The organism is Streptomyces sp. NPDC038707 (assembly GCF_040636485.1).
GTDB lineage: Bacteria > Actinomycetota > Actinomycetes > Streptomycetales > Streptomycetaceae > Streptomyces.
Window position 1 is genome coordinate 199283 of the sequence record NZ_JBEZUP010000001.1, and the last position, 26596, is coordinate 225878.

The 26596-nt window shown below is 74.7% G+C and carries 26 protein-coding genes and 1 pseudogene; 13 read left to right on the plus strand and 14 right to left on the minus strand.

The window, feature by feature from the left end; translation table 11 throughout:
• Positions 1–25 precede the first annotated feature (25 nt).
• Both AB0E62_RS01065 and AB0E62_RS01070 read left to right on the plus strand, forming a co-directional pair.
• Positions 26–373 (plus strand): sodium:proton antiporter, encoded by a 348-nt coding sequence (locus tag AB0E62_RS01065; protein WP_362186918.1) that lies wholly within the window; start codon positions 26–28, stop codon positions 371–373.
• Positions 373–2142: a complex I subunit 5 family protein gene (locus tag AB0E62_RS01070; RefSeq protein WP_362186122.1), complete on the plus strand. Its 1770-nt coding sequence runs from the start codon at positions 373–375 to the stop codon at positions 2140–2142. The genes AB0E62_RS01065 and AB0E62_RS01070 overlap by 1 nt, the downstream gene beginning before the upstream one ends.
• A gap of 15 nt (positions 2143–2157) precedes the next feature.
• On the opposite strand, the gene AB0E62_RS01075 is transcribed toward AB0E62_RS01070, so the two are convergent.
• On the minus strand, positions 2158–2541 hold the full coding sequence (locus tag AB0E62_RS01075; RefSeq protein ID WP_362186125.1) for an anti-sigma factor antagonist: 384 nt from the start codon (positions 2539–2541) through the stop codon (positions 2158–2160).
• 130 nt (positions 2542–2671) lie between these two features.
• Positions 2672–3043, minus strand: a pseudogene (locus AB0E62_RS01080) (zinc-binding dehydrogenase); the annotation flags it as partial.
• Positions 3044–3219: 176 nt separating this feature from the next.
• On the opposite strand from AB0E62_RS01080, the gene AB0E62_RS01085 reads away from it, so the two are divergent.
• The gene (locus tag AB0E62_RS01085; protein WP_362186128.1) at positions 3220–3684 is read left to right on the plus strand and encodes a pyridoxamine 5'-phosphate oxidase family protein; all 465 of its coding nucleotides are present in this window, start codon (positions 3220–3222) and stop codon (positions 3682–3684) included.
• A gap of 576 nt (positions 3685–4260) precedes the next feature.
• Here the strand turns inward: AB0E62_RS01085 and AB0E62_RS01090 are convergent.
• Both AB0E62_RS01090 and AB0E62_RS01095 read right to left on the minus strand, forming a co-directional pair.
• The gene (locus tag AB0E62_RS01090) at positions 4261–4572 is read right to left on the minus strand and encodes a DUF4235 domain-containing protein (protein ID WP_362186131.1); all 312 of its coding nucleotides are present in this window, start codon (positions 4570–4572) and stop codon (positions 4261–4263) included.
• A 28-nt stretch (positions 4573–4600) separates the two neighbouring features.
• The gene (locus AB0E62_RS01095) at positions 4601–5617 is read right to left on the minus strand and encodes a glutathione S-transferase C-terminal domain-containing protein (protein WP_362186133.1); all 1017 of its coding nucleotides are present in this window, start codon (positions 5615–5617) and stop codon (positions 4601–4603) included.
• A 98-nt stretch (positions 5618–5715) separates the two neighbouring features.
• On the opposite strand from AB0E62_RS01095, the gene AB0E62_RS01100 reads away from it, so the two are divergent.
• Positions 5716–6978, plus strand: a complete 1263-nt coding sequence (locus AB0E62_RS01100) for a cation diffusion facilitator family transporter (protein ID WP_362186136.1) — start codon at positions 5716–5718, stop codon at positions 6976–6978.
• Positions 6979–7058: 80 nt separating this feature from the next.
• Here the strand turns inward: AB0E62_RS01100 and AB0E62_RS01105 are convergent, their stop codons facing one another.
• Positions 7059–7523: a nitroreductase family deazaflavin-dependent oxidoreductase gene (locus tag AB0E62_RS01105; protein WP_362186138.1), complete on the minus strand. Its 465-nt coding sequence runs from the start codon at positions 7521–7523 to the stop codon at positions 7059–7061.
• Between the two features lie 268 nt (positions 7524–7791).
• Between AB0E62_RS01105 and AB0E62_RS01110 the strand changes: the two genes are divergently transcribed.
• Both AB0E62_RS01110 and AB0E62_RS01115 read left to right on the plus strand, forming a co-directional pair.
• Entirely contained in the window at positions 7792–9021 is a 1230-nt protein-coding gene (locus tag AB0E62_RS01110; protein ID WP_362186141.1) for a cytochrome P450, read from the plus strand.
• Positions 9022–9033: 12 nt separating this feature from the next.
• Complete coding sequence (locus AB0E62_RS01115) at positions 9034–9240, plus strand: ferredoxin (RefSeq protein ID WP_362186144.1); 207 nt, start codon at positions 9034–9036, stop codon at positions 9238–9240.
• 48 nt (positions 9241–9288) lie between these two features.
• On the opposite strand, the gene AB0E62_RS01120 is transcribed toward AB0E62_RS01115, so the two are convergent.
• Complete coding sequence (locus tag AB0E62_RS01120) at positions 9289–10131, minus strand: endo alpha-1,4 polygalactosaminidase (RefSeq protein ID WP_362186147.1); 843 nt, start codon at positions 10129–10131, stop codon at positions 9289–9291.
• A 149-nt stretch (positions 10132–10280) separates the two neighbouring features.
• Here AB0E62_RS01120 and AB0E62_RS01125 point away from each other — a divergent pair, with 149 nt between their 5' ends.
• Positions 10281–11249, plus strand: coding sequence for an aldo/keto reductase (locus AB0E62_RS01125; RefSeq protein WP_362186150.1), 969 nt, complete (start codon positions 10281–10283; stop codon positions 11247–11249).
• 67 nt (positions 11250–11316) lie between these two features.
• Here the strand turns inward: AB0E62_RS01125 and AB0E62_RS01130 are convergent, their stop codons facing one another.
• From AB0E62_RS01130 to AB0E62_RS01145, 4 genes are all read right to left on the minus strand, one after another.
• Entirely contained in the window at positions 11317–11838 is a 522-nt protein-coding gene (locus AB0E62_RS01130) for a universal stress protein (protein WP_362186153.1), read from the minus strand.
• A 64-nt stretch (positions 11839–11902) separates the two neighbouring features.
• Positions 11903–13180 carry an SLC13 family permease gene (locus AB0E62_RS01135; protein ID WP_362186156.1) on the minus strand — a complete coding sequence of 426 codons (1278 nt, stop codon included), beginning with the start codon at positions 13178–13180 and terminating at the stop codon, positions 11903–11905.
• A 67-nt stretch (positions 13181–13247) separates the two neighbouring features.
• Complete coding sequence (locus tag AB0E62_RS01140; protein ID WP_362186159.1) at positions 13248–13949, minus strand: DUF4232 domain-containing protein; 702 nt, start codon at positions 13947–13949, stop codon at positions 13248–13250.
• Between the two features lie 239 nt (positions 13950–14188).
• Positions 14189–16585, minus strand: a complete 2397-nt coding sequence (locus tag AB0E62_RS01145) for a SpoIIE family protein phosphatase (RefSeq protein ID WP_362186162.1) — start codon at positions 16583–16585, stop codon at positions 14189–14191.
• Between the two features lie 270 nt (positions 16586–16855).
• On the opposite strand from AB0E62_RS01145, the gene AB0E62_RS01150 reads away from it, so the two are divergent.
• The 4 genes from AB0E62_RS01150 to AB0E62_RS01165 all read left to right on the plus strand — a co-directional run bounded on the left by AB0E62_RS01150 (position 16856) and on the right by AB0E62_RS01165 (position 21598).
• Complete coding sequence (locus AB0E62_RS01150) at positions 16856–19957, plus strand: glycoside hydrolase family 2 TIM barrel-domain containing protein (protein ID WP_362186165.1); 3102 nt, start codon at positions 16856–16858, stop codon at positions 19955–19957.
• 77 nt (positions 19958–20034) lie between these two features.
• Positions 20035–20274 carry a hypothetical protein gene (locus tag AB0E62_RS01155; protein ID WP_344348827.1) on the plus strand — a complete coding sequence of 80 codons (240 nt, stop codon included), beginning with the start codon at positions 20035–20037 and terminating at the stop codon, positions 20272–20274.
• A gap of 3 nt (positions 20275–20277) precedes the next feature.
• Positions 20278–20655: a toxin Doc gene (locus AB0E62_RS01160; protein ID WP_189988967.1), complete on the plus strand. Its 378-nt coding sequence runs from the start codon at positions 20278–20280 to the stop codon at positions 20653–20655.
• A 508-nt stretch (positions 20656–21163) separates the two neighbouring features.
• A complete protein-coding gene (locus AB0E62_RS01165; protein WP_362186169.1) occupies positions 21164–21598 on the plus strand; it encodes a subtilase-type protease inhibitor in 435 nt (144 codons plus the stop codon).
• A 197-nt stretch (positions 21599–21795) separates the two neighbouring features.
• On the opposite strand, the gene AB0E62_RS01170 is transcribed toward AB0E62_RS01165, so the two are convergent.
• From AB0E62_RS01170 to AB0E62_RS01185, 4 genes are all read right to left on the minus strand, one after another.
• Positions 21796–21987, minus strand: a complete 192-nt coding sequence (locus AB0E62_RS01170) for a CDGSH iron-sulfur domain-containing protein (protein ID WP_362186921.1) — start codon at positions 21985–21987, stop codon at positions 21796–21798.
• A 46-nt stretch (positions 21988–22033) separates the two neighbouring features.
• On the minus strand, positions 22034–22687 hold the full coding sequence (locus AB0E62_RS01175; protein ID WP_362186172.1) for a HemK2/MTQ2 family protein methyltransferase: 654 nt from the start codon (positions 22685–22687) through the stop codon (positions 22034–22036).
• A gap of 21 nt (positions 22688–22708) precedes the next feature.
• On the minus strand, positions 22709–23746 hold the full coding sequence (locus tag AB0E62_RS01180) for an iron-containing redox enzyme family protein (RefSeq protein WP_362186175.1): 1038 nt from the start codon (positions 23744–23746) through the stop codon (positions 22709–22711).
• A gap of 626 nt (positions 23747–24372) precedes the next feature.
• Positions 24373–24546, minus strand: coding sequence for a hypothetical protein (locus AB0E62_RS01185; RefSeq protein WP_362186178.1), 174 nt, complete (start codon positions 24544–24546; stop codon positions 24373–24375).
• A 260-nt stretch (positions 24547–24806) separates the two neighbouring features.
• On the opposite strand from AB0E62_RS01185, the gene AB0E62_RS01190 reads away from it, so the two are divergent.
• Entirely contained in the window at positions 24807–25652 is an 846-nt protein-coding gene (locus tag AB0E62_RS01190) for an SDR family NAD(P)-dependent oxidoreductase (protein ID WP_362186181.1), read from the plus strand.
• A 6-nt stretch (positions 25653–25658) separates the two neighbouring features.
• Positions 25659–26594 (plus strand): DMT family transporter, encoded by a 936-nt coding sequence (locus tag AB0E62_RS01195; RefSeq protein ID WP_362186184.1) that lies wholly within the window; start codon positions 25659–25661, stop codon positions 26592–26594.
• Positions 26595–26596: the final 2 nt, after the last annotated feature.

Consider the following 26596-nt stretch of genomic DNA (forward strand, 5'->3'; position numbering starts at 1 on the left):
AAGACTCCGGAAGGCGCGCCCCGTGATGCACGTCCTGCCGTACCTGGTGGCCGCCTACCTCTTCCTGGCCGGCTGCCTCGGCCTCGCCACCAGCCGCAACCTCATCCACGCCGTGGGCTGTCTCGCGGTGTGCCAGTCCGCCACCTACGTCCTGCTGCTCGCGGTCGGCTACCGCGACGGCGGCACCGCGCCCGTCTTCTCCGACATCGAGCCCGGCTCCCGTCCGGTGGTCGACCCCGTGGTGCAGGCCCTCACCCTCACCGACATCGTCGTGGGCGCCACCGTCACCGCGCTGCTGCTCGCCCTCGTGCTGCAGATCGCCAAACGGCACGGCACGGTCGACCCCGACGAACTGCGGGAGCTGCGCGGCTGATGCGCCATCTGCTCCCGCTGCTCGTCGCCGTCCCGCTGCTCGGCGCCGCCCTGCTCGTGGCCACCGGCCGCCGGCTGCCCCGGCTCGCCGTGGAGATCACCGGGTTCGCGGTCTCCGGCGGCACCGCCGTCCTCGCCCTGGTCCTGCTGCCGCACTCCGCCCCGCCGCTGACCGAGTGGGTCGGCGCCTGGCCGCCCGCCGGCCGGGAGAGCGTCGGCATCCTCGTCGTCGGGGACGGCCCGGCCCTCGGCACGGCCGCCCTCGCCTCGCTGCTCACCCTCGCCGCCCTCGCCTACTCCTGGCGCTACTTCGACGCGCCCCCGCACGGCCACACCGGCGCGTTCACCGCGCTGATGCTGGTCTTCCAGGGCGCCATGTGCGGTTTCGCCCTCGCCGGCGACCTGTTCAACGCGTTCGTGTTCTTCGAGCTGATGAGCGTGGTGGCGTACGCCCTGACCGGCTACCGCATCGACGAGGCCAAGGCCGTCCAGGGCGCCCTCACCTTCGGCGTCGTCAACTCCCTCGGCGCGTACGCCCTGCTGACGGGCATCGCCCTGCTGTACGCCCGTACCGGCGAACTGGCCATGACGAGGATCGGGCACGGGCTCGACGCGACCGGGACCGCGGGGCCGGACGCGCTGGTCCTGGCCTCCTTCGTGCTGGTGCTCACCGGGCTGCTGGTCAAGGCGGCGGCCGTGCCCTTCCACTTCTGGCTGCCCGACGCGCACGCCGTGGCCCCGACCCCGGTGTGCATGCTGCTGTCCGGTGTCATGGTCGAGCTCGGCGCGTACGGCGTCTGGCGCGTGTACGGCACCGTGTTCGCCGGACCCGGTGGCATCCCCGCCGCCGCCCTGACCCGGGCGCTGGTCACGCTGGGCTCCCTCACCGCCGTGACCGGCGCCGTCATGTGCTGGTACCAGCGGCACATCAAACGGCTCCTCGCCTACTCCACCGTCTCCCACACCGGTCTGTTCCTCGTCGGGCTCGGCGTGCTCACCCCCGGGGGAGACGCCGGAGTCGCCCTCTACCTCCTCGGCCACGCCGGGGTGAAGGCCGCGCTGTTCGCCTGCGCGGGCGCCCTGCTGGACCGGTTCGGCAGCGTCGACGAACACACCCTGCACGGCCGGGGCCGGCCGCTGCGCGCCACCGGCGTGATGGTCGCCGTCGGCGCCCTGGGCCTGGCCGGCCTGCCGCCGTTCGGCACGGCACTCGGCAAGGCGGTCGCCGAGGAGGCGGTCGGCGCCCCGCTCACCGTGGTGTACGTGGCCGCCTCCGCGATCACCGCGGGCGCGGTGCTGCGGGTCGCCGCCCGGGTCTTCCTCGGCCTCGGACCACGCCCCGGGGACGCCGCCTACGAGACCAGCGGCTCGGACGAGGAGCCCGAGACCACCGGCCTGCTGCGCCGGATCCCGGACACCATGACGACCGTGCCCGCCGTGCTGCTCGCCGCCGCCCTCGCCATCGGGACGGTCCCCGGCTTCGGCGCCCTCGTGGCCCGCTCCGTCGCCGTCGCCTACTCCGGCCCGGGCGGCGCGCCCGCCGCCGGGCAGTGGACCGCGCACGGGGTCCTGCTGGGCCTCGCCTCCACCGCGCTGGCCGTGGCGCTCGCCGGCCTGGCCGTCACCCGCCCTGCCTGGACCTCCGCCCCCGGCTGGGCCGCGCCCCTCAGGCGCCTGCAGTCCGGGCACGTCGGCGACTACGTGGCCTGGCTGCTGGTGGGCACGACCGTGCTGGGCGCGCTGGCCCTGCCGGGGGTGCTGGGCTCCTGAGCCGCAGCGGGCGCTTCACCCGCCGTGCCCGGGCATCCGCTCCGGGCCGTCCAGGGCGGCGTCCAGGCCCGGCTGCGGGGGCAGCAGCCGGGCCAGGCCGGTGACCCGGAGGACCCGGAGCGTCAGCGGGTGGGTGCACACCAGGTGCAGCTGCCCGCCGTGCTCCAGCACCCGGGAGCGGGCCCGGTACAGCAGCCGCAGCCCCGAACAGTCGAAGAACTCCACCGGCCGCAGATCGAGCACGGCCCGCACGCCGGCCCGGCCGGTGACCCGGTCGACGAACGGGCCGATCTCCTCCGCCGCGACGAGGTCGATCTCACCCCGGAACTCCAGCACGGTATGCCCGCGGTAGGCGTACATGCCCAGTTGCCGGGTGAGGGACACGGGTTCGTGTCGCACCTCGGCACCACCTCCCACCCGCACGCCGGCAACGTTTTCCGATCACCAAGTTACCGTCGGCGCAAGGGATTTGAGCAAGTTCGTTTGACATATGCCGTCGACTTCGAGGCATGTCGCGGGCGCGGCCCGGTCAGTCCGCCAGCAGCACCAGCTTCCCCGTCGTCCGGCCCGTCTCGCCCAGCTCGTGCGCCTTCGCGGCCTCGGCCAGCGGGAACGCCCCGGCGACCGCCGGCGTCAGCCGCCCGGACGCCGCCAGTTCCGCGATCGCCCGCATCCCGGCCCGGTCGGCGTCCACCAGCATCCACGCCGCCCGCACGCCCAACCGCTCGGCCTCGGTGCGGAACTCGTCCGAGGCCGGCGGCAGGATCGAGACCACCACCCCGCCCGGCCGCACCATCCGCAGGGACCGCACCGCGTTGTCACCGCCGAGCGTGTCCAGGACGACGTCCACGTCCCGCACCGCCCCGGTGACATCGGTGGACCGGTAGTCGACCGGCTCGTCGCCAGCACCTGCACGCGGCGATCGGAGTGTCCCCCCAGGCCTACCGCCGCACCTTCCGGCAGCCGCGCTGAAGTCCACCGCCGCCGCACCGGTCCGCCGGGGGACGCCGTGCGGGCGCCGGGGACCCATGGCCACACTGAACGGAGCGAGCAGCGAAGAACAGGAGGCCGTACGCCATGACCCCACCTCCCGCCCGTTCCGCCGCGCAGCGCACGAAGGACACCCTCCACCGGCTGGAGAACGACGTCGACGCGTGGGTCGCCACCGCCGCCCCCGACGGCGCGGAGCCCTGTCTCGTGCCGCTGCCGTTCGTGTGGGACGGCACCTCGCTGCTGATCGCCACCGAGGCCGACAGCCCCACCGGCCGCAACCTCGTGGCCACCGGCAGGGCCCGGATCGGGATCGGCTTGGCCCGGGACGTCGTCCTGATCGAGGGAGCGGCCCAGGCGGTGACCCCCGAGGAGCTCCCCGAGGAGGACGCCGAGGTCTTCGCCGGCAAGACGGGCCTGGACCCGCGCCGGCTGGCCGACCGCTACCTGTACTTCAGGGTCGTCCCGCAACGGGTCCAGGCCTGGCGGGACGGGGACGAACGGGACGCCACCGACCTGATGCGGGCCGGACGGTGGCCGTCCGCCGGCTGAGCCCGGGAACGGGACCGGACGCGGGAGAGCGGATGGGGTGGCGATGGTGCGGCCGGTGCGACCGGGCTGGGTGGGGGCTGGTGGCTGAGTGCCCGCCGAGTACGCCGTCATGGCGGCCGGAGGCCCACCGGGCCCGCGACGCGACGGGGACGTGGCCGGCTGGTCCGTACCACGCCCCCACCCCACCACGGCCCCCCGGACGGCCCACCGACCGGCCCCGGCCGTCTTTGCCGTGCCCGCTGGCCGGTCCGGGCCGCTTTGGCCGCGTCCGCCGGTCGGCCCGGGCCGCCTGTGCCCGTGTCTGTCGTCGGTCCGGGTGGTCTTGGCCGTGCTTGCCGGTCGGTCTGGGCTGGCTTTGCCGTGTCCGGTGGCCGGTCCCGGTCGGGTGCGCCGTGTCTGCCGGTCAGTTCCGGTCGGCTTCGGCGTGTCTGTCGTGGTCCGGCCGGCGGGGGCGGCGCCGCCGGTCAGGGCTGGTCCGCCTTCGCGCCGCCTGCCGATCACCCCGGCCGGGACTGGCCGGCCGGTCCCGGCCGCCCCTCGGGCGGCGGCCGGGCCGGCGCTCCGCGCCGGGGAAGGTCAGTCCCGGCCGCCCTTGTCCGTCGTCGGCCAGACGCCCGTGGAGCGGGCGATGGCCTTCGCGCCGGTGCGGTCCACGGCGCTGCGGACCACTGCGAAGATCGCCCCCTGGACCGCCGCCGCCAGCAGGATCTCGCCCCAGCCGCGGTCCTGGTCGAGCGCGTCGGGGGCGTCGTCCTCGTGCCGGATCGCCTTCCACGCCTTGCGGAACGCAAGCCCGGCCAGCGCGCCGCCCGCCCAGCTCAGCGCGAATCCGAACGGCTGGTACACGAGCGGGAGCTTCTGCTTCTTGTGCTTGTCTTTCTTGGCCATGTGTGACTCCTTCCTCGTCGGGCGGTCCTCATGCGGGCCGTCCCCGGGGGGCCACCCGTTCGCCCAACGGCACCGGTCCGGGCGGGGAGCCGGCACCGAACGGCCGCCCGCCCAGCTCCGCCCGGTGGTGCTCGGTCAGCCAGCCGCCGAGATCCGGGCCGAGCGGCACGATCCCGGTGGGGTTGATGCCGGTGTGCACCTGGTAGTAGTGCCGCTTGATGTGGTCGAAGTCGACCGTGTCGCCGAACCCCGGCGTCTGGAACAGGTCACGGGCGTACGCCCACAGCACCGGGTGCTCCGCCAGCTTCCAGCGGTTGCACTTGAAGTGGCCGTGGTAGACGGCGTCGAACCGGACGAGGGTGGTGAACAGCCGGATGTCCGCTTCCGTGAGGGTGTCGCCGACCAGATAACGCTGCCCGGACAGCCGCTCACCGATGATTTCCAGCCGCCGGAAGACGGCCGCGCACGCCTCCTCGTACTCCCGCTGGTGCGTGGCGAACCCGGCCCGGTACACCCCGTTGTTCACGTCCTCGTACACCTCGGCCATCACCTCGTCGATCTCCGCGCGCCGGCCGGCCGGGTACAGGTCCGGCGCGCCGGGGCGGTGCAGGGCGGTCCACTCGGTGGCCAGGTCCAGGGTGAGGCGCTGGTAGTCGTTGGTGACCAGCCGCCCGCTGGGTACGTCCACGATCGCGGGCACGCTGACCCCGCCCGGATGACCGGGCTCCCGCTGGTCGTAGGCCTCGCTCAGGAACCGGATGCCGAGCACCGGGTCCCGGCCGTCCGGGTCCAGGGTGAACCGCCAGCTCCGGTCGTCCTGGACCGGATCGGCGACCGCCAGCGAGAGCGCGTCCTCCAGCCCCAGCAGCCGGCGCGAGATCACCGCCCGGCTCGCCCAGGGACAGGCGCGGGAGACCACCAGCCGGTAGCGGCCCGCCGCCACCGGCCAGCCGTCCCGGCCGTCGGCGGTGATCCGGTCGTCGAAGTGGCTCCGGGACCTGGTGAACGTCCGGTGTCCGTAGGCGCTGTTGCCGTCGCCGCCCATTGTCTCCTCCTCGCCGGCCGGTCCCCCTGGCCCACGCGTTCCCCGTTTCGCGCGGCCCGCACGGTGTGAGCCGCCCGGTCGGGGGCAGTCGGCGAGAGGTGAGCGGAACATCCTCGAACCGGGAGACGACGGCCGCGCGGACGGCCGGCAGCAATGCCCACCGAACGGCCCACGGCGCGCCTTCGGACGGGCCACGGCCCCATGCCGGGCCCGGCGGCCCGCCGGACCGCAGGGACGCGGACGGCGGCCACGCCGGCCCCGAGGGGCACCCCGGGCACGGCACCGGCCGGCACACCGCCCCGGGCGCCGACGGCCACGCCGCCCGTCACCCCGGCCCCCACGCCGGCCCACGGACCCCTCAGGGCACCGGCAGCGGGCCCACCGGCCGTGACACCGGCGCCGGCCCGGGAGCCGAGGGCGACCGTTCCACCCGCGTCACCGTCCTCGTCGCGCTCGCGGCCAATCTGGTGATCGCCGTGGCCAAGGGGGCCGGCGGGGTCCTCGCCGGATCACCCGCGCTGCTGTCGGAGGCCGCGCACTCGGTCGCCGACAGCCTCAACGAGGTCTTCCTGCTGGCCGCCCTGCGCCGCAGCCGCCGCCCGGCGGACACCCGGCACCCGTTCGGGTACGGCAAGGAACGCTTCTTCTGGTCCCTGCTCGCCGCCGTGGGCATCTTCGTCATGGGCGGCTGCTTCTCCTTCTTCCAGGGCATCGAGGCGCTGCGCGGCGGGGCCGAGGAGGAGTTCAGCGGCTATGTGGCGGGCCTGATCGTGCTGGGCGTGGCGCTGGCCGCCGAGGCCGGTTCGCTGCTGCGGGCCCTGTACCAGGTGCGGCGGCAGGGCGGCGGCCTCGGCGGGCTGCGCGACCCCGCGCTGCGGACGGTGGTGGCCGAGGACGGCACGGCGGTCCTCGGCGTGACCTTCGCCCTGATCGGCATGGCCCTGCACATGGTGACCGGGCAGGTCGTCTGGGAGGCGTCCGCCTCGCTGGCCATCGGCGTGCTGCTGGTCTACGTCGCCTACCGGCTCGGCCGCGACGCCCGCGACCAGCTGATCGGGGAGGCCGCCGACCCGGAGCTGAGCGGCAGGATCCGGGCGCTGCTGCGGGCGCAGCCGGAGATCGACAGCGTGGAGGCGCTGTTCACCATGAAGCTGGGCCTGGACTCCACGCTCGTCGCGGCCCGCGTCGACCTGGTGCCGGGTCTGGACAGCGAACGCGTCGAGGAGGTCGCCGACCGGATCAAGCGGTCCCTCACCCGGACGTTCCCCGACGCCGGACAGGTGTTTCTCGACGTCACGGACCGGCGCGCGGGCGGGACACGGGAAAGCCCCGCCGCGACGGGGGAACGCGGCGGGGCCTGAACGACGAGTGCCCGGAGCCGGGCCGGTTCACACGTTCCGGAAACAGATTTTTCTGAAACGCAGCGGTCCCCGGCCGGAAATCAGCTCTCGCCGGGGGAGTCCCCGTCGACGGGTTCCAGCACGAAGACGGGGATCTCCCGGGAGGTCTTCTCCTGGTAGTCGGCGTACGACGGGTACGCGGCCACGGCCCGCTCCCACCAGTCGGCCTTCTCCGCCCCGGTGACCTCGCGGGCCCGCATGTCCCGCTTCACCGGGCCGTCCTGCAACTCGACGTGCGGGTCGGCCTTGACGTTGAAGTACCAGACCGGATGCTTGGGCGCACCGCCCAAGGAGGCGACCACCGCGTACCGGCCCTCGTGCTCCACCCGCATCAGCGGGGTCTTGCGGAGCTTCCCGCTCTTCGCGCCCCGCGTGGTCAGCACGATCACCGGCAGTCCGGTGTCACGCAGCGTCGTCCCCTTCGTCCCGCCCGAACTCTCGTACAACTCGACCTGGTCGCGCACCCACTGTTCCGGGCTGGGCTCGTACTCGCCCTCAAGAGGCATGGGATCCGATTCCTTTCATCCGTCCGGCGGACCATCACCACGGCTGTCAACCACCGCGGCCGCCGGAAACATCCGTACCGCGCGCGGGAGGGAAACATCCCCCTGTGCCGCTCGCGGGAGTGGCCGGTTCCCGACCCTCGCAGCCGGGGTACTCCGGCCAGATGACGAAGGCCGCGGAAGTGGCCGAACTTCCCGTCGACCTATAGATGCCTGGGGCATCTAATGAAGATCGGCACGACGCACCTCCATTCGTCTGCGAGGTCTTTCCATGACGGAACTGACGGACATCACCGGCCCGGCTGCCCAGGCCGACCCCGTCGCATTCCCCCAGGACCGCACCTGCCCCTTCCATCCCCCCACCGGATACGACCCGCTGCGCGACGGGCACCCCCTGTCCCGCGTCACCCTCTACGACGGCCGCGAGGTCTGGGCCGTCACCGCACAGGCCACCGCCCGCACCCTGCTCGCCGACCCCCGGCTGTCCACCGACCGCCGCCGTGACGGCTTCCCGGTGCCCACGCCCCGCTTCGAGGTCGGCCGCTACCGCAAGCTGGCCCTGCTCGGACTGGACGACCCCGAGCACCACCAGCAGCGCCGGATGCTGATCCCGTCGTTCACCGTCAAGCGCGCCACCGCGCAGCGCCCCTGGATCCAGCGGATCGTCGACGAACTGCTGGACGCGATGATCGCCCGGGGGCCGGTCGCCGACCTCGTGTCCGCCTTCGCGCTGCCCGTGCCGTCCATGGTCATCTGCGAACTGCTCGGCGTGCCCTACGCCGACCACGAGTTCTTCGAGGAGCAGTCCCGCCGGCTGCTGCGCGGCCCGACCGGCGAGGACACCGTGGACGCCCGGGACCGGCTGGAGGAGTACCTCGGCGAGCTGATCGACGCCAAGGCCAAGGAGGCCCAGCCCGGCGACGGCATCCTGGACGACCTGGTCCACCACCGGCTCCGCGAGGGCGAGCTGGACCGGGCCGACCTGGTGTCACTCGCCGTGATCCTGCTGGTCGCCGGGCACGAGACGACCGCCAACATGATCTCCCTGGGCACCTACACCCTGCTCCAGCACCCCGACCGGCTGGCCGAGCTGCGTGCCGACCCCACGCTGCTGCCCGCCGTCGTCGAGGAACTGCTGCGGATGCTGTCCATCGCCGAGGGGCTGCAACGGGTGGCGCTGGAGGACATCGAGGTCGACGGCACCACCATCCGGGCCGGCGAGGGCGTCCTCTTCTCCACCTCCGTGATCAACCGGGACACGGCCGTCTACGACGGCCCCGACGACCTGGACTTCCACCGTGCCGACCGGCACCACCTGGCGTTCGGCTTCGGCATCCACCAGTGCCTGGGCCAGAACCTGGCCCGCGCGGAACTGGAGATCGCTCTCGGCAGCCTGTTCACCCGGCTGCCCGGGCTGCGTCTCGCCGCTCCGGCCGAGGAGATCCCCTTCAAACCGGGCGACACGATCCAGGGGATGCTGGAACTCCCCGTGACCTGGTAAGAGGCTTCGCTCATGCACATCGACATCGACATCGACAAGGACGTCTGCATCGGCGCCGGGCAGTGCGCGCTGGCGGCGCCGGGCGTCTTCACCCAGGACGACGACGGCTACAGCACGCTGCTGCCCGGCCAGGAGGACGGCGTCACCGACCCGATGGCCCGGGAGGCGGCCCGCGCCTGCCCGGTCAGCGCGATCAGCGTGCGCGAGCGCACCGCCTGAGGGCACGACGGTACGGCGGCCACGGCCGCCGTACCGCCGTCCGCTCCGCTACCGCACGGCGCGGACGTAGGCCGCGCTGCCCGGGGTGGACACGTCCCGGTCCCGGCGGACGATGCTCAGCCGGCCGCCCCAGCGGGCCCGGGCCGCGTCGAGGCCGCGGTCGGTGTACTCGATGTCCACCACCCGGTCGTGGAACGCCTTGGCGTACACCCCGCACTCGTCGTACTGGCCGCACTCCTCCGTCACCGCGAGGTCCAGCCCGGCCCGCTCGCGCAGCCCGGCCAGCTCCGCGGTGTTCTTCTGCGCGATGGCCAGCCCCCGGGCGTGCGCGTGCCGGGACAGCAGGCTCATGAACGCGGTCGCGTCGGCCGTACCGAGCAGCCCCCCGGAGCGGGTGTAGCTGTCGTAGTTGTCGGGCTCGACGGCGTCGAAACCCTTGTCCGCGCAGTCGTCGATCCAGCCGTTCACCCGCTCGGCCACCCGCTTCCGCTTGGCCGGGGTGCGGATGTCCAGCAGCGGCTCGTCCCAGTCCTCGTCGATGACGAGCCTGCCGCGCGCGTCGCGCAGCAGCAGATCGGCCGGCCAGGAGGAACGCTCGGCGGGCTGGGACTGGAACGCGTTGACGTAGCAGATGTTGTACAGGCCCCGGGCGGGGGAGTCGGAGCGGTCGCGGCTGACCACGCGCACGCCCTCGGGCGGAGGATAGGCGCCGCCGATCTGGTAGTCGAAGCCGGCGCCCTTCGGGGGCAGCCGCACCGCGGCGGGCTTGCCGGAACCGTCTTCGTCCCGGTCGCCGGAGGTGCAGCCGGCCAGCGCAGGCACCGCGACGGCCAGGGCCGCCGCCAAGGCGCCCAGGGCCCTGCGCGGCCCCGGGGCGCGGAGAACAGCCATCGGGGGCACGTCCGCTCCATCCTGCCCACGCCGGGCGGCGCGGCACGTTCCAGGATCAAAGCGTCCGTGTGCTCCCGTCGTCAAGTCGGGTCCCGGGCCACGTCGTAGGCTCGCTCCTGATCATCGTCTCGACGGCAGGAGCAGCAACGATGCAGTACGTGAAGCTCGGTTCGACGGGCCTGGACGTGTCGCGGATCTGTCTGGGCTGTATGACGTACGGGGTGCCGGACCGCGGCACGCACGAGTGGACCCTCGACGAGGAGGCGTCCCGTCCGCTGATCCGGCAGGCGCTGGAGGCGGGCGTCACCTTCTTCGACACCGCGAACATCTACTCCGACGGCACCAGCGAGGAGATCGTCGGCAGGGCCCTGCGGGACTTCGCCCGCCGTGACGAGATCGTGCTGGCCACGAAGGTGAACGGCCGGATGCGGCCGGGCCCCAACGGCGCCGGTCTGTCCCGCAAGGCCATCATGACCGAGATCGACCACAGCCTGCGCCGCCTCGGCACCGACTACGTCGACCTCTACCAGATCCACCGCTACGACCACGCCACCCCGGTCGAGGAGACGATGGAGGCGCTGCACGACCTGGTCAAGGCGGGCAAGGTCCGCTACATCGGGGCCAGTTCGATGTACGCGTGGGAGTTCTCCAAGGCGCAGTACACCGCCGAGCGGCACGGCTGGACCAAGTTCGTGTCCATGCAGAACCACTACAACCTGCTCTACCGCGAGGAGGAGCGGGAGATGCTTCCGCTGTGCGCGGACCAGGGGGTCGGCGTGCTGCCGTGGAGCCCGCTCGCCCGCGGCCGGCTCACCCGCGACTGGGGCACGGTCACCGGACGCAGCGCCACCGACGCCTTCGGCAGCGGGCTGTACCTGGAGAGCGACCGCGCGATCGTCGAGGCGGTCACCCGGATCGCGGCCGGCCGGGGCGTGCCGCGCGCCCAGGTGGCCCTCGCCTGGCTGCTGCACCAGGCCACCGTGACGGCACCGATCGTCGGCGCGGCCAAGCCGCGGCACCTGGAGGACGCGGTGGCCGCGGTGGAACTGGAGCTGAGCGACGCGGAGCTGGAGGAGCTCCAGCAGCCGTACACGCCGCGCGCGGTCAGCGGCCACTGACCGCCGCGCGGGGCCGTCCGGTGGGAACGCGCCGAGCGGGGACGGGACTTCCCGCCGGGCCGCCGGTTCACTCCCGGTGGTGCGGGGGCGGGGGCGGGATCGTGGTGAGGCCGGGGGCCGGTTCCGGCCACACCAGCAGGACCGGGCAGGGCGCGTGGTCGACGGCGAACCGGACGGCGGGGCCGAGGCTCCTCGGCCCGAGCCGGGACCGGTCCCCGTCCCGCGCCAGCACCAGCAGCCCCGCCCCCGCCGCGGCCGCCACCACCTCCCGCTCGGCCCGGCCCGACCGCTCCTCGCGGACGCAGGGCCGGCCCAGCCGCCGGGCCGCCGCGTCCAGCAGCGCGGACGCCGACGTGCCGCCGAGCGCCTCCAGCCGGTCCCCCGGATCCCGCTCCCAGCCCTCGGCCGGACGGTGACCCGGCCGGTGGCCCCGGCCCAGCAGCCCGTCGAAGGCCCCGTGCGCCACCGCCGGCACCTCGGGCCCGCTCACATGGAGCAGCACCACCTCGGCGGCCCGCGGCGCGTGCGCGCGCACCGCGTCCACGCAGGCCGGCCAGGTGCCCTCCACCAGCCAGGCGATCACCCGCATCCGCCGCACCTCCCGCCGCCGCGCGCGTTCGCGCGGCGGAACCCGCTCGTCCCTCGGACAACCTTCAGAGAACCCGCAACGATCCCCACAGTGCCACCACCGCGACCGCGAGGGACGACGGCACGGCGAGCAGACCGAGCCGCGTGAACTGCCCGAGGTTCACCTGGTGCTCGTGCTGGTGCACGATCCGCCGCCACAGCAGCGTCGCCAGCGAACCGGCGTAGGTGAGGTTCGGGCCGATGTTCACCCCGAGCAGCACCGCGAGGACCGCGCCCGGACCGGCCGGGGCCGCCAGCGGCAGCAGGACCAGCACCGCGGGCAGGTTGTTGATCAGGTTGGCCAGCAGCGCGGCCAGGGCGGCCGTCCCCAGCAGCGCGACGAGCCCGGTGCCGTCCGGCACCACATGCCCCAGCACGTCCGCGAGCCCGTTGTCGACCACCGCGCGCACCACGACACCCAGGGCCAGGACGAACGCCAGGAAGGCCGGGGCCGCCGCCCGTACGACCGTCAGCGGGGTCGCCCGCCGCCGTACCAGCGCCCGCCCGGCCAGCACCAGCGCGCCCCCGGCCGCCGCCCAGGCCGGTTCGACGCCGAACAGCGACGCCACCACGAACCCGGCCAGTGTGCAGCCCACCGTCACCAGGGCGAACAGCGGCAGCCGCGGCGGGGTGCCGGCGGCCCGGTCCGCCGGGGCCGCCGCGGCGAGGTCGCGGGCGAAGAACCGCCGGAACACCAGGTACTCGACGCCGATCGCGGCCACCCACGGCAGCGCCATCAGCGCCGCGAACCGGGTGAAGCTCAGCCCGCTCGCCGCGAACGCCAGCAGGTTCGTCAGATTGGACACCGGCAGCAGCAACGAGGCGGTGTTCGACAGGTGCGTGCAGGCGTACACATGCGGTGTGGGCCGTACGCCGCTACGCGCGGCCGTGGCGAACACCACCGGGGTGAGCAGCACGATCGTCGCGTCCAGGCTGAGGACGGCGGTGATGGCCGAGGCCAGCGCGAACACGGCGGTCAGCAGCCGTACCGGCCGGCCGGCCGCCCACCGGGCCGTCCAGGCCCCGCACGCCTGGAACAGCCCTTCCACGTCGCAGAAGTGGGCGATCACCAGCACCGCCGCCAGGAAGCCGACCACCGGCCCGAGCCGTTCGGCCTCGGCCCGGGCGTGTGCGAGGGAGATGGCGCCGGTGGCCACCGCGATCCCGGCGGCGGGCACGGCCATGGCCGCCTCCGGCCACCCGAAGGGCCGTACGACGGCCCAGGCCAGCACGGCGACCAGCAGAGCGGCGGACAGGGCCGCGGCGAGCGGGGTGTTCAGGGCGGGTCCTTCCGAAGTGATCATCGGGGTTGCCCGCCCATGTAAACAGACCGGCGGCCGGGGACCGGTCAGGGGCTCGGTGAGGGCCCGGTCAGGGTCCCGTGCCCGGGGCGAGGACCGTCAGCCGGGCGGCGGAGGCATTGCCGGAGACCGGGACCGGGCCGCCCGGCCAGCGCACCCGCAGCGGGTCGCGTTCGTCCGGCGGGGTGACCAGCAGGGCGGCCGGGGTGGCCGGCCTCGCCCCGCTGACCTGCGGGTTGGAGAACGTCAGCCCGGCCCAGGCGCTCTGCCCCGGCCGGACCGTGACGGTGACCGGGGTGTCCGGTGTGCGCCCGGGGTCGGCGCCGAGCTGACCGCCGGAGGCGCTGACGAAGGCCGCGCCCGGATAGCCGCGCAGGGTGCAGGTGCGGCCGGACGTGTTCGTGAGCACCACCGGGAAGTTCTCCTGCCCGGCGCCCGGGTCGTTGCGGCCCACCGAGGCCCGCAGCTCGGAGGTGTGGCAGCGGGAGCCGGCCGCGCTCGTCGCGGGCGCGGCCGGCGCGCCGCCGGAGGGCGCCGTCGTCCTCGGCGGGGCCGAGGAGGCGGTGCGGACGGGCACGGAGGGGGCGGCCGGGGCGGAGGCCGGGGGGCTGGGGGTCTCCCGTGCGGAGGCGGCCGTACCGGAGGAACTGGCCGGCGGATCGGCGCGGACGGCGTCGCCGCCGCCGTCGCCGCAGCCGGCCAGCAGGCCCAGTGCGGCGGCCGTGCTCACGAGCAGGGCCCCGCGCCGCGCGGACCGGGGGGTGTGCACCATGTCGCTCAACACTCCTGAAGGGTCGTGGCACGCGACCGGGGGGCGTGCCTGGGGCGCCGGGTGCGCCGTTCTCCCCGTCCGATGCGCGGACCGCCGGAAAAGTTCGGGGCACGCGGGTTCTTTTCCCCATTTCGCCCCCATGCAGGCGCCGTTCAGGCCACGCGCGGCGAACGCGGTACGCCGTCGGCCGTATCGCCGTCATCCCGCCGGCGTAGTCGCTCCCACGCCTGCGGCCGGGACTACCGGTCCTGTTCGAACAGCGGCAGCTCGGCCCAGATCGTCTTGCCCTCCGACGTGTGCCGGCTGCCCCAGCGCTGGGTGAGCTGGGCGACCAGCAGCAGGCCCCGGCCGCCCTCGTCGAAGACCTTGGCCCGGCGCAGATGCGGGGCGGTGTGGCTGGCGTCGAAGACCTCGCAGGTCAGCGTGGACGCGTCGTGGATCAGCCGGAGCCGGATGGGATGGGAGCCGTACCGGATGGCATTGGTGACCAGTTCGCTGACCACCAGCTCGGTCGTGAACGACGCCTCGCTCAGCGACCAGTCGGACAGCTGTTCCACGACCTGCTTGCGGACCGGTGCGACCAGCGCCGGGTCGGCCGGGATGTCCCAGGTCGCCACCTGTGAGGCGGGCAGAACCTGGGTGCGGGCCAGCAGCAGCGCCACGTCGTCGGGCGCGCCGCCGTAGGGGAGCAGGGCGTGCAGGACGCGGTCGCAGGTCTCGTCCAGCGATCCGGCGTACGCCCCGAGCGCCGCGTGGAGCATCTCCCGGCTGGTCTCCGGGTCCCGCTCCCGGGACCACACCAGCCCGTCCGTGTACAGCGCGAGGACGGTGCCCTCCGGCAGCTCCACCTCGGCGGACTCGAAGGGCAGCCCGCCCAGGCCCAGCGGGGGACCGGCGGGCAGGTCCAGCGCGCGGGGCGGGCCGCCCGGCTCCAGGACCACGGGCGGCGGATGCCCGGCGCGGGCCAGCGTGCAGCGCCGGGACACCGGGTCGTAGACGGCGTACAGGCAGGTCGCGCCGACCTCGCCGGGGCTGCCCGCCTCGTCGGCGCTCGCGGTCCCGGACTCGTCCGAGAGCCGCAGCACCAGGTCGTCCAGGTGGGTCAGCAGCTCGTCCGGGGCCAGGTCGATGTCCGCCAGGGTGCGCACGGCGGTGCGCAGCCGGCCCATGGTGGCCGAGGCCCGGATGCCGTGCCCGACCACGTCACCGACGACCATCGCGACCCGCATCCCGGACAGCGGGATCACGTCGAACCAGTCGCCGCCCACCCCGGCGCGGGCGGCCGGCAGATAGCGGGAGCATGCCTCCAGCGCGGCCGTCCGCGGCAGCGAGCGGGGCAGCAGGCTGCGCTGGAGCGCGAGCGCCGTCTCCCGCTCGCGCGAGTAGCGGCGGGCGTTGTCGATGCAGACGGCGGCCCGCGCGGTGATCTCCTCGGCCAGCAGCACGTCGTCCGGGGTGAACGCGTCCGGGCGGCGGTGCCGGCACAGCACCGCGACCCCGAGGGTCAGTCCGCGCGCCTGGATGGGCACCGCCATCGAGCAGTGGACGCCGAACTCCCGCTCCCGCGTGCCGTGCCCGTCGTGCCGGGCCGGCCCTTGGCCGGCGGCGCCGGGCACCGGGAGGCCGGTGACGGTGCGGCCCGTGGTCAGCGCGTCGGCCCGCGGGGACGCCTGCGGGTACTGCTCCGTCCGGCCGAGGCCGACCGCCGACTCCGGGACACCGGGCAGCACCGACTGCTGGGCCATCCGGCGCAGCCGCACGGGCGCGGTGACGCGGGCCGGGGGCTCGCCCGAGCCGTCCCGCGGGTCGAGCAGGTCGATGGTGACGAAGTCGGCGAGCGCGGGCACGCACACGTCCGCCAGCTCCTGGGCGGTACGGGTGACGTCCAGCGTGGTCCCGACGCGCACACTGGCCTCGTTGACCAGTTGGAGCCGCTGGCGGGCGTGGTGGCTGTCGGTGATGTCGTGCGCGGCCATGGACACGCCCCGCACCCGGCCCGCCCGGTCCCGCACCGGTGCCAACCGGACCAGCCAGGCGTGCGCCCGGTCCTCGCCGCCGGTGCGCAGGAAGGCCTGCACGTCCAGCGGGCGGCCCGAGGTCAGCACCCTGAGCAGGTCCCCTTCCAGTTCGTCGGTCTGCGGTTTGCCGCCGATCTCCGCGATCCGCAGCCCCCTCACCCGTTCCTCGGGCAGTCCGACGACGGCGGCCATCGTCTCGTTCATCCGGCGCAGCCGCAGCCGGTCGTCGTACACGGCGATGGCGCAGGGGGCCTGGATCAGGCCCGCCTCGGCGAGCGGGTCGTCGGCGGCGGGCGGCTCGCTGCCGGCGAGCGGGGTGACCACGAGCCAGTCGCCCGGCCGGCCGTCGCGCGGCGGGCGGTGGTGGGCGAGCAGCCACACGGAGACGGTACGGCCGTCGCGGTGGCGCAGCGCGACGGTGCCCTCCCAGCGCGGGCCGGCGGGCGCGGCCGGGGCGGGGCCGGCGGCGAGCAGGGCGCCGGCGGGGCGGCCGAGGACGGCGTCCGGCGGGTGGCCGAGCAGGCGGACGGCTCCCTCGTTCCACTCCACGAGCGTGCCGTCGTCGCCGACGACCGCCCGGGCCGTGCCCGTGTCGTCGAACGGATAGACCCGGCTCATCGTCGCCGCTCCCCAGCGCACACTCTCGGTGAACAGGTGGCACCACTCGTGTTCCAGCGTAGTGCGTGATGCCCGTGGGCGGGCGACGGCGCCGGGGCCGGACGGCCGACCGGTCGAACACGGTCGGGCTCGGTCACCGGTCACATCCGGCCTGCTCACGGCCGGAGACAGCCGGACACGTCCGGACTCTTGACGATCGCGTGGAGCAGGACGTCAGAATCTGTTTGGTCCCGATCAATTCTGAGCAGTTCTGAGTGGGGAGAGCCGCGTATGACGGTCACGCGCAGGTCGGTCCTGGTGGCAGCCGCGGCAGCGCCCGCGGCCGGAACGCTCCCGGTCCTCGCGGCGGCCCCGGCCGCCCTCGCCGCCGGGGCGTCCGGCGCCGGCGGACGCCACACCGTGCCGTTGCGGGACGGCTGGCGGTTCCTCCTGGCCGACCCGGTCGGCGCCACCGACCCGACCGGCGGCCCGGCCCGGACCGCCGCCCCCGGCTACGACGACTCGGCCTGGCGCGCGGTGGCCGTTCCGCACGACTGGAGCATCGAGCAGACCCCCACCACCGAGCACAACACCACCAGCGGCACCGGCTTCCTCCCCGGCGGCCTCGGCTGGTACCGGCTCGCCTTCACCCTCCCGCGCGCCTGGGCCGGCCGGCGGATCTCGGTGGAGTTCGACGGCGTCTACATGGACGCCCACGTCTACTGCAACGGCACCGAGGCGGGCCGGCACCCCTACGGCTACACCGGCTTCGCCCTGGACCTGACCGATCTGGTGCACACCGACGGCAGCACGCCCAATGTCCTCGCGGTCCGGGTGCGCAACCAACTGCCCAGCAGCCGCTGGTACTCCGGCAGCGGCATCTACCGCGAGGCCCGCCTGGTGATCACCGACCCGGTGCACGTGGCCCGCTGGGGCACCCACGTCACCACGCCCGACGTCTCCCCGGGCCGGGCGCTGGTCCGGGTGCGCACGAGCGCGCGCAACGACTCCGGTGCCGCCACGGAGGTGGAGATCCGCTCCCGGATCACCGCGCCCGACGGCCGGACCGTGGCCCGTACGGCCACCGCGGTCGCCGTCGCCGCCGCCGGGGAGTCCGCCGCGACCCACGAACTGACCGTTCCGGACCCCCTGCTGTGGGACTTCGCCACCCCGGGACACCGCTACACCCTGCACACCGAACTGCGCGTGGCCGGCCGCACCACGGACACCTGCCGCACCCCCTTCGGCATCCGCACCTTCCGCTTCGACCCCGACGAGGGCTTCTCCCTCAACGGCGCCCCCGCCAAGATCAAGGGCGTCGACCTCCACCACGACCAGGGCGCCCTCGGGGCCGCGGTCAGCGCCGACGCCGTCCGCCGGCAGCTGCGCATCATGAAGTCGATGGGCGTCAACGCCCTGCGCACCTCGCACAACCCGCCCGCCCCGGAGGTGATCCGGGTCTGCGAGGAACTGGGCATCGTGCTGCTGGTGGAGGCCTTCGACTGCTGGCGCACCGGCAAGACGAGGTACGACTACGGCCGGTTCTTCGACGAGTGGTGCGAGCGGGACGCCACCGAGATGGTCCTGGCCGCCCGCAACTCGCCGGCCGTGGTGCTGTGGTCCATCGGCAACGAGATCCCCGACTCCACCTCCACCGCGGGCCTGGCCATGGCGGACCGGATCATCGGCGCGATCAAGGCCGCCGACGACACCCGGCCGCTCGTCATCGGCTCCGACAAATACCGGCGGCCGCCCGCCAAGGGCTCGGCGGCCGACCTGATGCTCGCCAAACTGGACGGCCTCGGCCTCAACTACAACACGGCCAAGTCGGTGGACGCCCTGCACGCCGCCTACCCGCACCTCTTCCTCTTCGAGTCCGAGTCCTCCTCGGAGACCTCCACCCGGGGCACCTACCAGGAGCCCGAGCACCTCAACACCGGCGAGAACCACACGCCGGGCAGGCGGGAGGTCTCCTCCTACGACAACAACCTCGCCTCCTGGACGATGAGCGGCGAGTACGGCCACAAGAAGGACCGGGACCGGAAGTGGTTCGCGGGCCAGTTCCTGTGGTCCGGCATCGACTACATCGGCGAACCGACCCCGTACGACGTCTTCCCCGTGAAGGCGTCCTTCTTCGGCGCCGTCGACACGGCCGGCTTCCCCAAGGACATGTACCACCTGTTCAGGAGCCAGTGGACGACCGAGCCGATGGTCCATCTGCTGCCGATGAGCTGGAACCACGAGGAGGGCGACACCGTCGAGGTGTGGGCGTACGCCAACGTGCCCACGGTCGAGCTGTTCCTGGACGGACAGTCCCTCGGGGTACGGGAGTTCGACGTCAAGAGGACCACCGACGGCCGCACGTACCTGGAGACCACCGAGGCCACCGGCGACGACAAGACCTTCACCGACGGTCCCTACCCGGGCAGTTACACCAGCCCCGGCGGCAGCGCCGGCAAACTCCACCTGACCTGGAAGGTGCCGTACCGGCCGGGGGAGCTGAGGGCGGTGGCCCGGCGGGACGGCAAGGTCGTCGCCAGTGACGTCCTGCACACGGCCGGCGCCCCGCACGCCGTACGCCTCACCGCCGACCGCAGGTCCCTCCCCGCGGACGGCCGTTCCCTCGCCTTCGTCACCGCGGAGATCACCGACGCGCACGGGGTCGTGGTGCCGGACGCCGCACACCTGATCGCCTTCGACGTCTCGGGCGGTTCCCTCGCCGGCGTCGACAACGGCCGCCAGGAGAGCGCCGAGCGCTACCAGGCGAGCACCCGCACCGCCTTCCACGGCAAGGCCCTCGCCATCGTCCGGTCCGGCGCGCGGCCCGGCGCCCTGAAGGTCACCGCCCGGGCGGACGGCCTGCGCCCGGGCACCGTCCGCCTGCACACCACCCCGGCCGGCCCGGCCGCCACCACCGAGCCCGCGGTGTTCCGGTCCGGCCACCCGGCGCCGCCCGGCCACCCGTACGCGGACGCGAGCTACTCGGGCCGCCCGGACACGCCGCCCGCCGCGATGCTGGACGGCGATCCGGCCACCGGCTGGTCCAACGCCTTCGTCAAGCAGGCCACCGCGCTGCTGCCCGCGTTCGACGGGGCCCGGCCCGAGGACTGGGTGTCGGTCGACTTCGGGCGCGCCCGGACCTTCGACCGGGTGGCCGTCTCCTTCACGGCCGACGCGGGCCACAGCCTGCCCGCGCGAGTCGAGGTCGCGGTGTGGGACGGGCACGCCTACGTCCCGGCGACCGGGGTGCGGGTGGAGTGGGCCACCGCCTCCGACAGCCCCACCGTCATCACCTTCGACCCGGTCCGCGGCTCCCGTCTGCGGCTGACCCTGACCAGCGCCCGCCCGGGCCGCCCGGAGGGGGCGGTGCGCATCGTCGCACTCGTGGCGTAAGGGCGGGCGGTACCGGGCGGCATCGCGTCCCACCTGGGGATATTTACGCGTGAGTACCCGCGCGGTACCGTGAGGGCATGCCAGCTCTCAACGTGGAGTTCAGCGAACGGGAACTAGAGGACCTGCGCCAGATCGCCAAGGAGCGCGGTACGTCGATGAAGGCACTGGTCCGCGAGGCCGCCGCCGCCGACATCGCCCGGCACCGCGCCCTCCAGGAGGGCGCCGAGGCCTTCCGCCGCTTCTTCGCCGGCCACGCCGAGGAGTTCGCGGCGGCCTTCCCGGACGACGAGCGCCCCCGCCGGGGCGAGGCCGCCTGACCGATGTCCTCCGTCATCCACATCGACGTCCCCTGGCTGCTCCAGCGGCACGAGGAGGTCCTGCCCGACCAGCCCGCCGTGGACGACTTCTCGGCACTGGTCGCGGCCGTCGCCCGGCACCGGGTGGACCCGCCCCGGCTCGGCGTCGACTCCGACGCGGCCTGGCGGGCCGCCGCGCTGCTGCACACCCTCGCCGTGCTCAAGCCGCTGCCCGCCGCCAACGCCCGCTTCGCCTGCGCCACCGCCGTCGCCTACATGTTCGTCAGCGGCGCCGGCATCGACCCGCCCTACGGCGCCCTGGTCGACCTCGCGCGGGACCTGATCTCCGGCAAGACCGACGTCTACGGCGCCGCCGACCGGCTCCGTTCCTGGCAGATCTGACCCCGCCCGGCCGGCGGGGGAAGCCGCCGGAGCCACCGGCCGGGCGGGGTCTGCCGGGGAGGACCGGACCGCCAGTCCACTACCGGAACGCGCCCTTCGGCAGCGTGCGCGTCCGGCCGGCGCGTGCGCCCGTTTCACACGGGGCGCACGCGGCCGTACGGCTCCGGCATCCGGCCCGGACGGGAACCGACCATTCGGTGATCACTTCATGAACACGGGGAGTCATGAAGGGACTTGGAGCGGTCGCAGCCGGAATGTTTCAGGACGATTAACGACGCGCTGCTTTTCGGCCATCCGGCCGGTCCCGGCATCGGGGAACCGCTCTGTTACGGGGTCCCGGCGCTCGGTTTCCGTGACTTCGCGCCACTGATTCAACACGAAAGGTTACTGAAACCCATGCGTTCGATGTGAGTTTCCGCGGTGGACTCGGCAGAGTGGCGCACGCCGCTCCGGCACCCGACCGGGCCGGAGCCGGCAACTCGTCCGATCGAGCGGAAGGAAGCACACAATGCGGAACACCGCGCGCTGGGCAGCGGCCCTCGGCCTCACGGCCGCCGCAGTCTGCGGACCCCTGACCGGGGCCGCCGTCGCTGCACCGGGCGCCGCCCCGTCGTCGCTCTACGCCCCCTCGGCACTGGTGCTCACCACCGGCCACGGCAACGACGTGGCCACGGCCACTCCGGAGCGCGCCGTCACCCTGAGCTGCGCCCCGACGCCCTCCGGGACCCACCCGGCCCCCGCCGACGCCTGCGCCGAACTGCGCGGCCTGGACGGCGACCTCGACGCCCTGAAGGACGCCGACGGCGTGATGTGCACCAAGGTGTACGACCCCGTCGTGGTCACGGCCCAGGGTGTCTGGCAGGGGCAGCGCGTCTCCTACGAGCACACCTTCAGCAACGCGTGCATGCGGGATGCCGTCGGCGGCAGCCTCTTCGCGTTCTAGGACCGGGATCGCAGGGAGCCCGGTGACCACCGGATCAGGCCCGCAACTGGGGAGTGCGGCCCCCTGGGTCGGGGAACCTGCGATCTCGCACCGGGGCAGGCGGGCGGAGTGGGGCCGCCCGCCGGCTCCGGGCACCACAGCCGCTCCCCGGCCGGTCCGTGGGGGGCCGTCCGGGGAGCGGCGAAAAACGTACGGTTTCAACGGGGCGGGTTCGCCCTGCGCCGGTGACTCGTGTCGCACCAGGGGTAGCGGCGGCTGCGCCGACAGGTACACAGAGCGACGCGGAACCGGTCCGAACGGACCGTGGTCCCGTCCTCCAGCTCGACTTCCACGGGCCCTTCCATCAGGAGGGGCCCGCGCCGTTGCACGGTGACCCGCCGGGCGGGCACGGCGGGGTCTCCCGGTGCCTCGCCGGCCGGTTCGCGCGGCGCGCTGTCAGCGGGGTCGTTGGGCACGGATGACCACCAGCTCTTCCTTGTCCTCGGCCGGCGCGAGCAGCCCGCGCCGGCGCAGCCAGTCCTCCCGGGAGCGCAGCACCGGGCCGAAGGGGACCCGGCGGCGCCGCACCACCTCGGCGGTCAGGCCCGCCGCCCGCAGCAGCTCCAGGGTGCGGTCGGGACCGCTCAGCGCCGAGTGCACGATCAGCAGCAGCCCCCCGGGCCGCAGCAGCGCCGGGGCGTCCCGGCAGATCCGGTCCAGCAGCAGCCGCCCGTCGCCTCCCGCGTCCCAGGCGCGGGCCCGCCCGCGCGGCCCGCGCCCGTCCTCGGGTGCCGGGACATAGGGCGGGTTCGCCAGGATCAGGTCGTAGGCGCGGCCCCGGACCGGGGCGAAGAGGTTGCCGCGCCGGATGCGCACCGGCAGCCGGCTCAGCCAGGCGTTCAGCCGGGCCGTCCACACCGCCTGCCGGGACACGTCCACCGCGGTCACCTCGGCGCCCTGCCGAGCCGCCGCGAGGGCCAGTGCCCCGCTTCCGGTGCCCACGTCCAGTACGCGCGCACCGGGGGGCGGGGCCTCCTCGCGCAGGGCCTCCGCGAGCATCTCCGTGTCGTCCTGGGGGGCGTACACGCCCGGAAGCAGCAAAAGGTTCACGTAACCCGAATGCCCCTCGTCTCAGGATGTATGGGAAATCCGTCGCTCCGACTTCGGCCGTCCCGTCGTTCCCAGGGGCACCCGCAGGCACGTACGCCCCCTCCGCCAGTCGGCCAGCAGCCGCCGGGCCAGCCGGTCCTCCAGGTACTCGGTGGCGTCGATCCCGAAGGCGATGCCCGGCGCCAGCTCCGGCTCCTCGGCGAGCAGTCCGCCGATCACCTCGTGCCGGACCACCTGCTCGTGCACCGCGTCCGCCTCCACGTGCTCGTCGTAGAAGAACTCCGCGGCGGGCCCGGCCCCGGTGCGGCGCATCGCCTCGGCGAGCCGGCGCGAGGCGGGCGAGGAGGTGATCTCCACCTCGGCGAAATGGCCCACCAGCGCGCCGCGCAGCTCGCGGTGCAGACCGAACAGGGACATCTGGTTGACCAGGGCCAGCATCTCCGCAGGGGCGGCGTCCAGGTGGCGGCCGTAGGAGGTGTCCAGGCCGAGGTCCGTCATCAGGTCGGCGAACAGCCGCGCGTGCACCCGGTCGGCCCGGCCGCCGCCGAACTCGTCGTACTCCACCGCGGCCATCGCCGCCTTCGCCCGTCCCCACAGCCGCGGCAGCACCCAGGCGTGCGGGTCGGCCTCCTTCAGGTGGTACAGCGAGCGCAGCGCCGCGTACTCGCGCACCTGCCACAGCTCGCCCTCCTCGTGCAGGAAACCCGCGACCCCCGCGCCCTCGGCCGGCTCGACCAGCAGGGCGCCGAGCGCCTCGTCCAGGCTGTCGTGGACCGGGGTGTCGGCGCGCAGCGCGGCCAGGAAGCGCTCCTCCAGCGCGGCCCGTACGCGCAGCAGTTCCGGGTCCCACTCGCGCTCCGCCGGCACGCCGGCGAAGCCGCGGTAATGCAGCTCGTAGCACACGTACAGGGCGAGCTGGAGGTCGTCGCCGTACGGGTCCGCGGCCCCGGCGTCGGCGGGGCGGGGGAGCGGGCCCGTGCCGCGCAGGTTGGCGATCAGCGCGGTGGACAGGGGGCCTCGGGGACGGGGCAGCCGGGGTTCTCGCGGGTGGTGGTTCATGAGGCCCGTGTACCCGGCCGGCCGTCGATCAACGGCCCGGCTCACGCACCCGGCCCCCCGGCCGACGCCGCGGTCGCCTGCGGGGGTCGTCGGCCGGGTTCGGGGGCTCTGCGGCTCTGTGGCCGGTGGTGTGGCTTTTTGCCTGGGGTGTCGGCCGAGGGGCTGGCTCGTGTACCCGGCCCGTGGGTCGTCGGTGGGGTTGTCTGCGGGGATTGTCGGTCGTCGGCCGGGTTCGGCGACTCGGCTCTGTGGCCGGTGGTGTGGCTTTTTGCCTGGGGTGTCGGTCTAGGGGCTGGCTCGTGTACCCGGCCCGTGGGTCGTCGGTGGGGTTGTCTGCGGGGATTGTCGGCTGGCGGCCGGGTTCGGGGGCTCGGCGGTTTTGTGGCCGGTGGTGTGGCTTTCTGCCCGGGGTGTCGGCCGAGGGGCTGGCTCGTGTACCCGGCCCGGCCCCTGGGGCGACGGCGGGTTGCCTGCGGGGGATGCCGGTCGGCGGCCGGGCTCGGCGGCTTCGCCGGCTGGCTGAGCGGGCCGCCCGCCCGGGCCCGTCGGGCCGCTGAGCGGCCCGCGCGCCCGGACCGCCTCGCGGCCCGCCGGTGAGCGGCCCGGGCGTGTTCCGCCCGGCCGGTTCAGTCCCCGTCCGCCTGCTCCTGCGCCCCGGTGTTCGGGGTGATGGCGTCCCCGGCCTCCCCCGAGGCCTTGTCCTCGTCGCGCCTCCCGGCCTCCTCGACCTCCCGGAGCACCTCCTCCAGGGCCGACTCCTGCCCGTTCCCGTGTTCGTCACGGCCGTTCCCGCCCGGCATGACCTCTCCTTTCCGCCGTTGGGTGATCTCCCCTGCGAGTTACCCGGCACCGCCGTCCCAAGCCTCCGGCAGCCCTCGGCGACGCCGCTGCCGGACCCGGCGGGGCGCGGCTTCCCGCGCCGCCCCGGCGACCCCACGGCCGGACCGGCCGCGCGGTACTCGTCGTGCGCGGTGTTTCAGGGTGTGGCGCCCTGGATACACCCCGAGGGTTCGGCCCCCACAGTCCGCGAGCCCGTACGCCGTCGCAGTGAGGTCGTCACATGTCCCATGCCCCGTCTCCCGCAGGACCGTCCCACGGCACCCGGCCGGCCCCGGCCCACCAGCAGCGCGCCGCCCACCCGCCCGGGGGCCGGTCCGGCCGGGGCGGTGCCGCCCTGGTGACGGGCGCCTCCTCGGGCATCGGCGCGGCGGTGGCCCGCCGGCTGGCCGCCGACGGCGGCTGGCGGCTCGCGCTGAACGGCCGCGACGTCACCCGACTGGAGCAGGTGGCCGCCCAGTCCGGCGCGGTCGCACTGCCCGGCGACCTCGCCCGGCCCGGCGCCGACCGCCGGCTCGCCGACCTCGCCCTGGACCACCTCGGGCGGCTCGACCTGCTGGTGGCGGGCGCCGGCGTCGGCTGGGCGGGCGACTTCACCGGCATGCCCGCCGCGCGCATCGACGAGATCGTGGGCGTCGACCTGCTGGCCACCGTGCGTCTGGTGCGCGCCCTGCTGCCCCCCATGGTCGCCGCCGGCTCGGGTCGCGTCGTCCTCATCGGATCCCTGGCCGGCAGCGTGGGCGTGCGCGGGGAGGCCGTCTACTCCGCGGCGAAGGCCGCCCTGGGCACCTTCGCCGACTCCCTGCGGTACGAGCTGCGCGGCACCGGGGTCGGCGTCAGCCATGTCGTCCCCGGCGTGGTCGACACGCCCTTCTTCGACCGGCGGGGCCTGCCCTACACCCGGTCCTGGCCCCGGCCGGTACCCGCCGAGCGCGTCGCGGACGCGGTGTGCGCCGCCGTACGGCACGGCCGGGACGAGGTGTACGTCCCCGGGTGGCTCCGGCTGCCCGCCCTGGTGCGCGGTGCCGCGCCCGGACTCTACCGGCGGCTCGCCGCCCGCTTCGGGTGAGCGGCCATGACCGCGGTCACGGTGCTGCTCGCCCTGCTCGCGGCCCTGGCCAACGCGTCCGCCTCGGTGCTCCAGCGCCGGGCCGCCGTGCAGGAGACGGAGCGGACGGACCAGGACGACGGGCCCGGGCTGTCCATCCTGCGCCGGATCCCCCGGCTGCTGCGCCGCCGCGTCTGGCTGGCCGGTGCCGCGCTGCTGCTGCTGTCCGGCCTGCTGCAGGCCGGGGCGCTGGCCACGGGCAGCCTGTCCCTGGTCCAGCCGCTGCTCGCCGCCGAGCTGCTGTTCACCCTCGCCGTCGGCAGCGCCGTCTTCCGGCGCCCCCCCGACGCCCGGACCTGGCTGGCGTTCGTCGCGCTGGCGGGCGGGCTGGCCCTGTTCCTGCTGGCCGCCGCGCCGACCGCCGGGCGGGGCACCGCGCGGCCCGGGGCCTGGCTGCTGGGCGGCGGCGGGGTGCTCGGTGCCGTCGTCCTGCTCTGGCTGGCAGCCCGCCCGGTCCGGGGCGCCTCCCGGGCCATGCTGCTCGGCCTGGCCTCGGCGCTGTGCTTCGCCGCCACGGCGGCGCTGCTGAAGGAGGCCGTGGGCCGGCTTGCGGACGGGCCCGCGGCGATGTTCGGGCACTGGTCGCCGTACGCCACGGCGGCCGCCGGCCTCGGCGCCTTCCTGTTCCTCCAGGGCGCGCTGGCCGCCGGTCCGCTCACGGCTTCCCAGCCCGCCCTCACCCTCGGCGACGCGCTCGGCAGCGTCATCCTGGGCTGGGTGCTGTTCGCCGAGACGATCCAGCTGGGCCTGCGCGTGCTGCCCGAGGCGCTGGGCGTCGCCCTGATCGGCGCGGGCAGCCTCGGTCTCGCCCGCGCCCCGTCCGTCGGCGGGGAGTGGGACACCGGCGATCCGCAGGCGTCCCCCGGCTCCGCCACCGCCCTTCCCCGCACACCGAGGAGGTAGGT

Coding starts and splice junctions, on each gene's coding strand:
- AB0E62_RS01065 (WP_362186918.1), top strand. CDS start 26: ATGCACGTCCTGCCGTACCTGGTGGCCGCCTACCTCTTCCTGGCCGGC.
- AB0E62_RS01070 (WP_362186122.1), top strand. CDS start 373: ATGCGCCATCTGCTCCCGCTGCTCGTCGCCGTCCCGCTGCTCGGCGCC.
- AB0E62_RS01085 (WP_362186128.1), top strand. CDS start 3,220: ATGACCCCACCTCCCGCCCGTTCCGCCGCGCAGCGCACGAAGGACACC.
- AB0E62_RS01090 (WP_362186131.1), bottom strand. CDS start 4,572: ATGGCCAAGAAAGACAAGCACAAGAAGCAGAAGCTCCCGCTCGTGTAC.
- AB0E62_RS01095 (WP_362186133.1), bottom strand. CDS start 5,617: ATGGGCGGCGACGGCAACAGCGCCTACGGACACCGGACGTTCACCAGG.
- AB0E62_RS01105 (WP_362186138.1), bottom strand. CDS start 7,523: ATGCCTCTTGAGGGCGAGTACGAGCCCAGCCCGGAACAGTGGGTGCGC.
- AB0E62_RS01110 (WP_362186141.1), top strand. CDS start 7,792: ATGACGGAACTGACGGACATCACCGGCCCGGCTGCCCAGGCCGACCCC.
- AB0E62_RS01115 (WP_362186144.1), top strand. CDS start 9,034: ATGCACATCGACATCGACATCGACAAGGACGTCTGCATCGGCGCCGGG.
- AB0E62_RS01120 (WP_362186147.1), bottom strand. CDS start 10,131: ATGGCTGTTCTCCGCGCCCCGGGGCCGCGCAGGGCCCTGGGCGCCTTG.
- AB0E62_RS01125 (WP_362186150.1), top strand. CDS start 10,281: ATGCAGTACGTGAAGCTCGGTTCGACGGGCCTGGACGTGTCGCGGATC.
- AB0E62_RS01130 (WP_362186153.1), bottom strand. CDS start 11,838: ATGCGGGTGATCGCCTGGCTGGTGGAGGGCACCTGGCCGGCCTGCGTG.
- AB0E62_RS01135 (WP_362186156.1), bottom strand. CDS start 13,180: ATGATCACTTCGGAAGGACCCGCCCTGAACACCCCGCTCGCCGCGGCC.
- AB0E62_RS01140 (WP_362186159.1), bottom strand. CDS start 13,949: ATGGTGCACACCCCCCGGTCCGCGCGGCGCGGGGCCCTGCTCGTGAGC.
- AB0E62_RS01145 (WP_362186162.1), bottom strand. CDS start 16,585: ATGAGCCGGGTCTATCCGTTCGACGACACGGGCACGGCCCGGGCGGTC.
- AB0E62_RS01150 (WP_362186165.1), top strand. CDS start 16,856: ATGACGGTCACGCGCAGGTCGGTCCTGGTGGCAGCCGCGGCAGCGCCC.
- AB0E62_RS01155 (WP_344348827.1), top strand. CDS start 20,035: ATGCCAGCTCTCAACGTGGAGTTCAGCGAACGGGAACTAGAGGACCTG.
- AB0E62_RS01160 (WP_189988967.1), top strand. CDS start 20,278: ATGTCCTCCGTCATCCACATCGACGTCCCCTGGCTGCTCCAGCGGCAC.
- AB0E62_RS01165 (WP_362186169.1), top strand. CDS start 21,164: ATGCGGAACACCGCGCGCTGGGCAGCGGCCCTCGGCCTCACGGCCGCC.
- AB0E62_RS01180 (WP_362186175.1), bottom strand. CDS start 23,746: ATGAACCACCACCCGCGAGAACCCCGGCTGCCCCGTCCCCGAGGCCCC.
- AB0E62_RS01185 (WP_362186178.1), bottom strand. CDS start 24,546: ATGCCGGGCGGGAACGGCCGTGACGAACACGGGAACGGGCAGGAGTCG.
- AB0E62_RS01190 (WP_362186181.1), top strand. CDS start 24,807: ATGTCCCATGCCCCGTCTCCCGCAGGACCGTCCCACGGCACCCGGCCG.
- AB0E62_RS01195 (WP_362186184.1), top strand. CDS start 25,659: ATGACCGCGGTCACGGTGCTGCTCGCCCTGCTCGCGGCCCTGGCCAAC.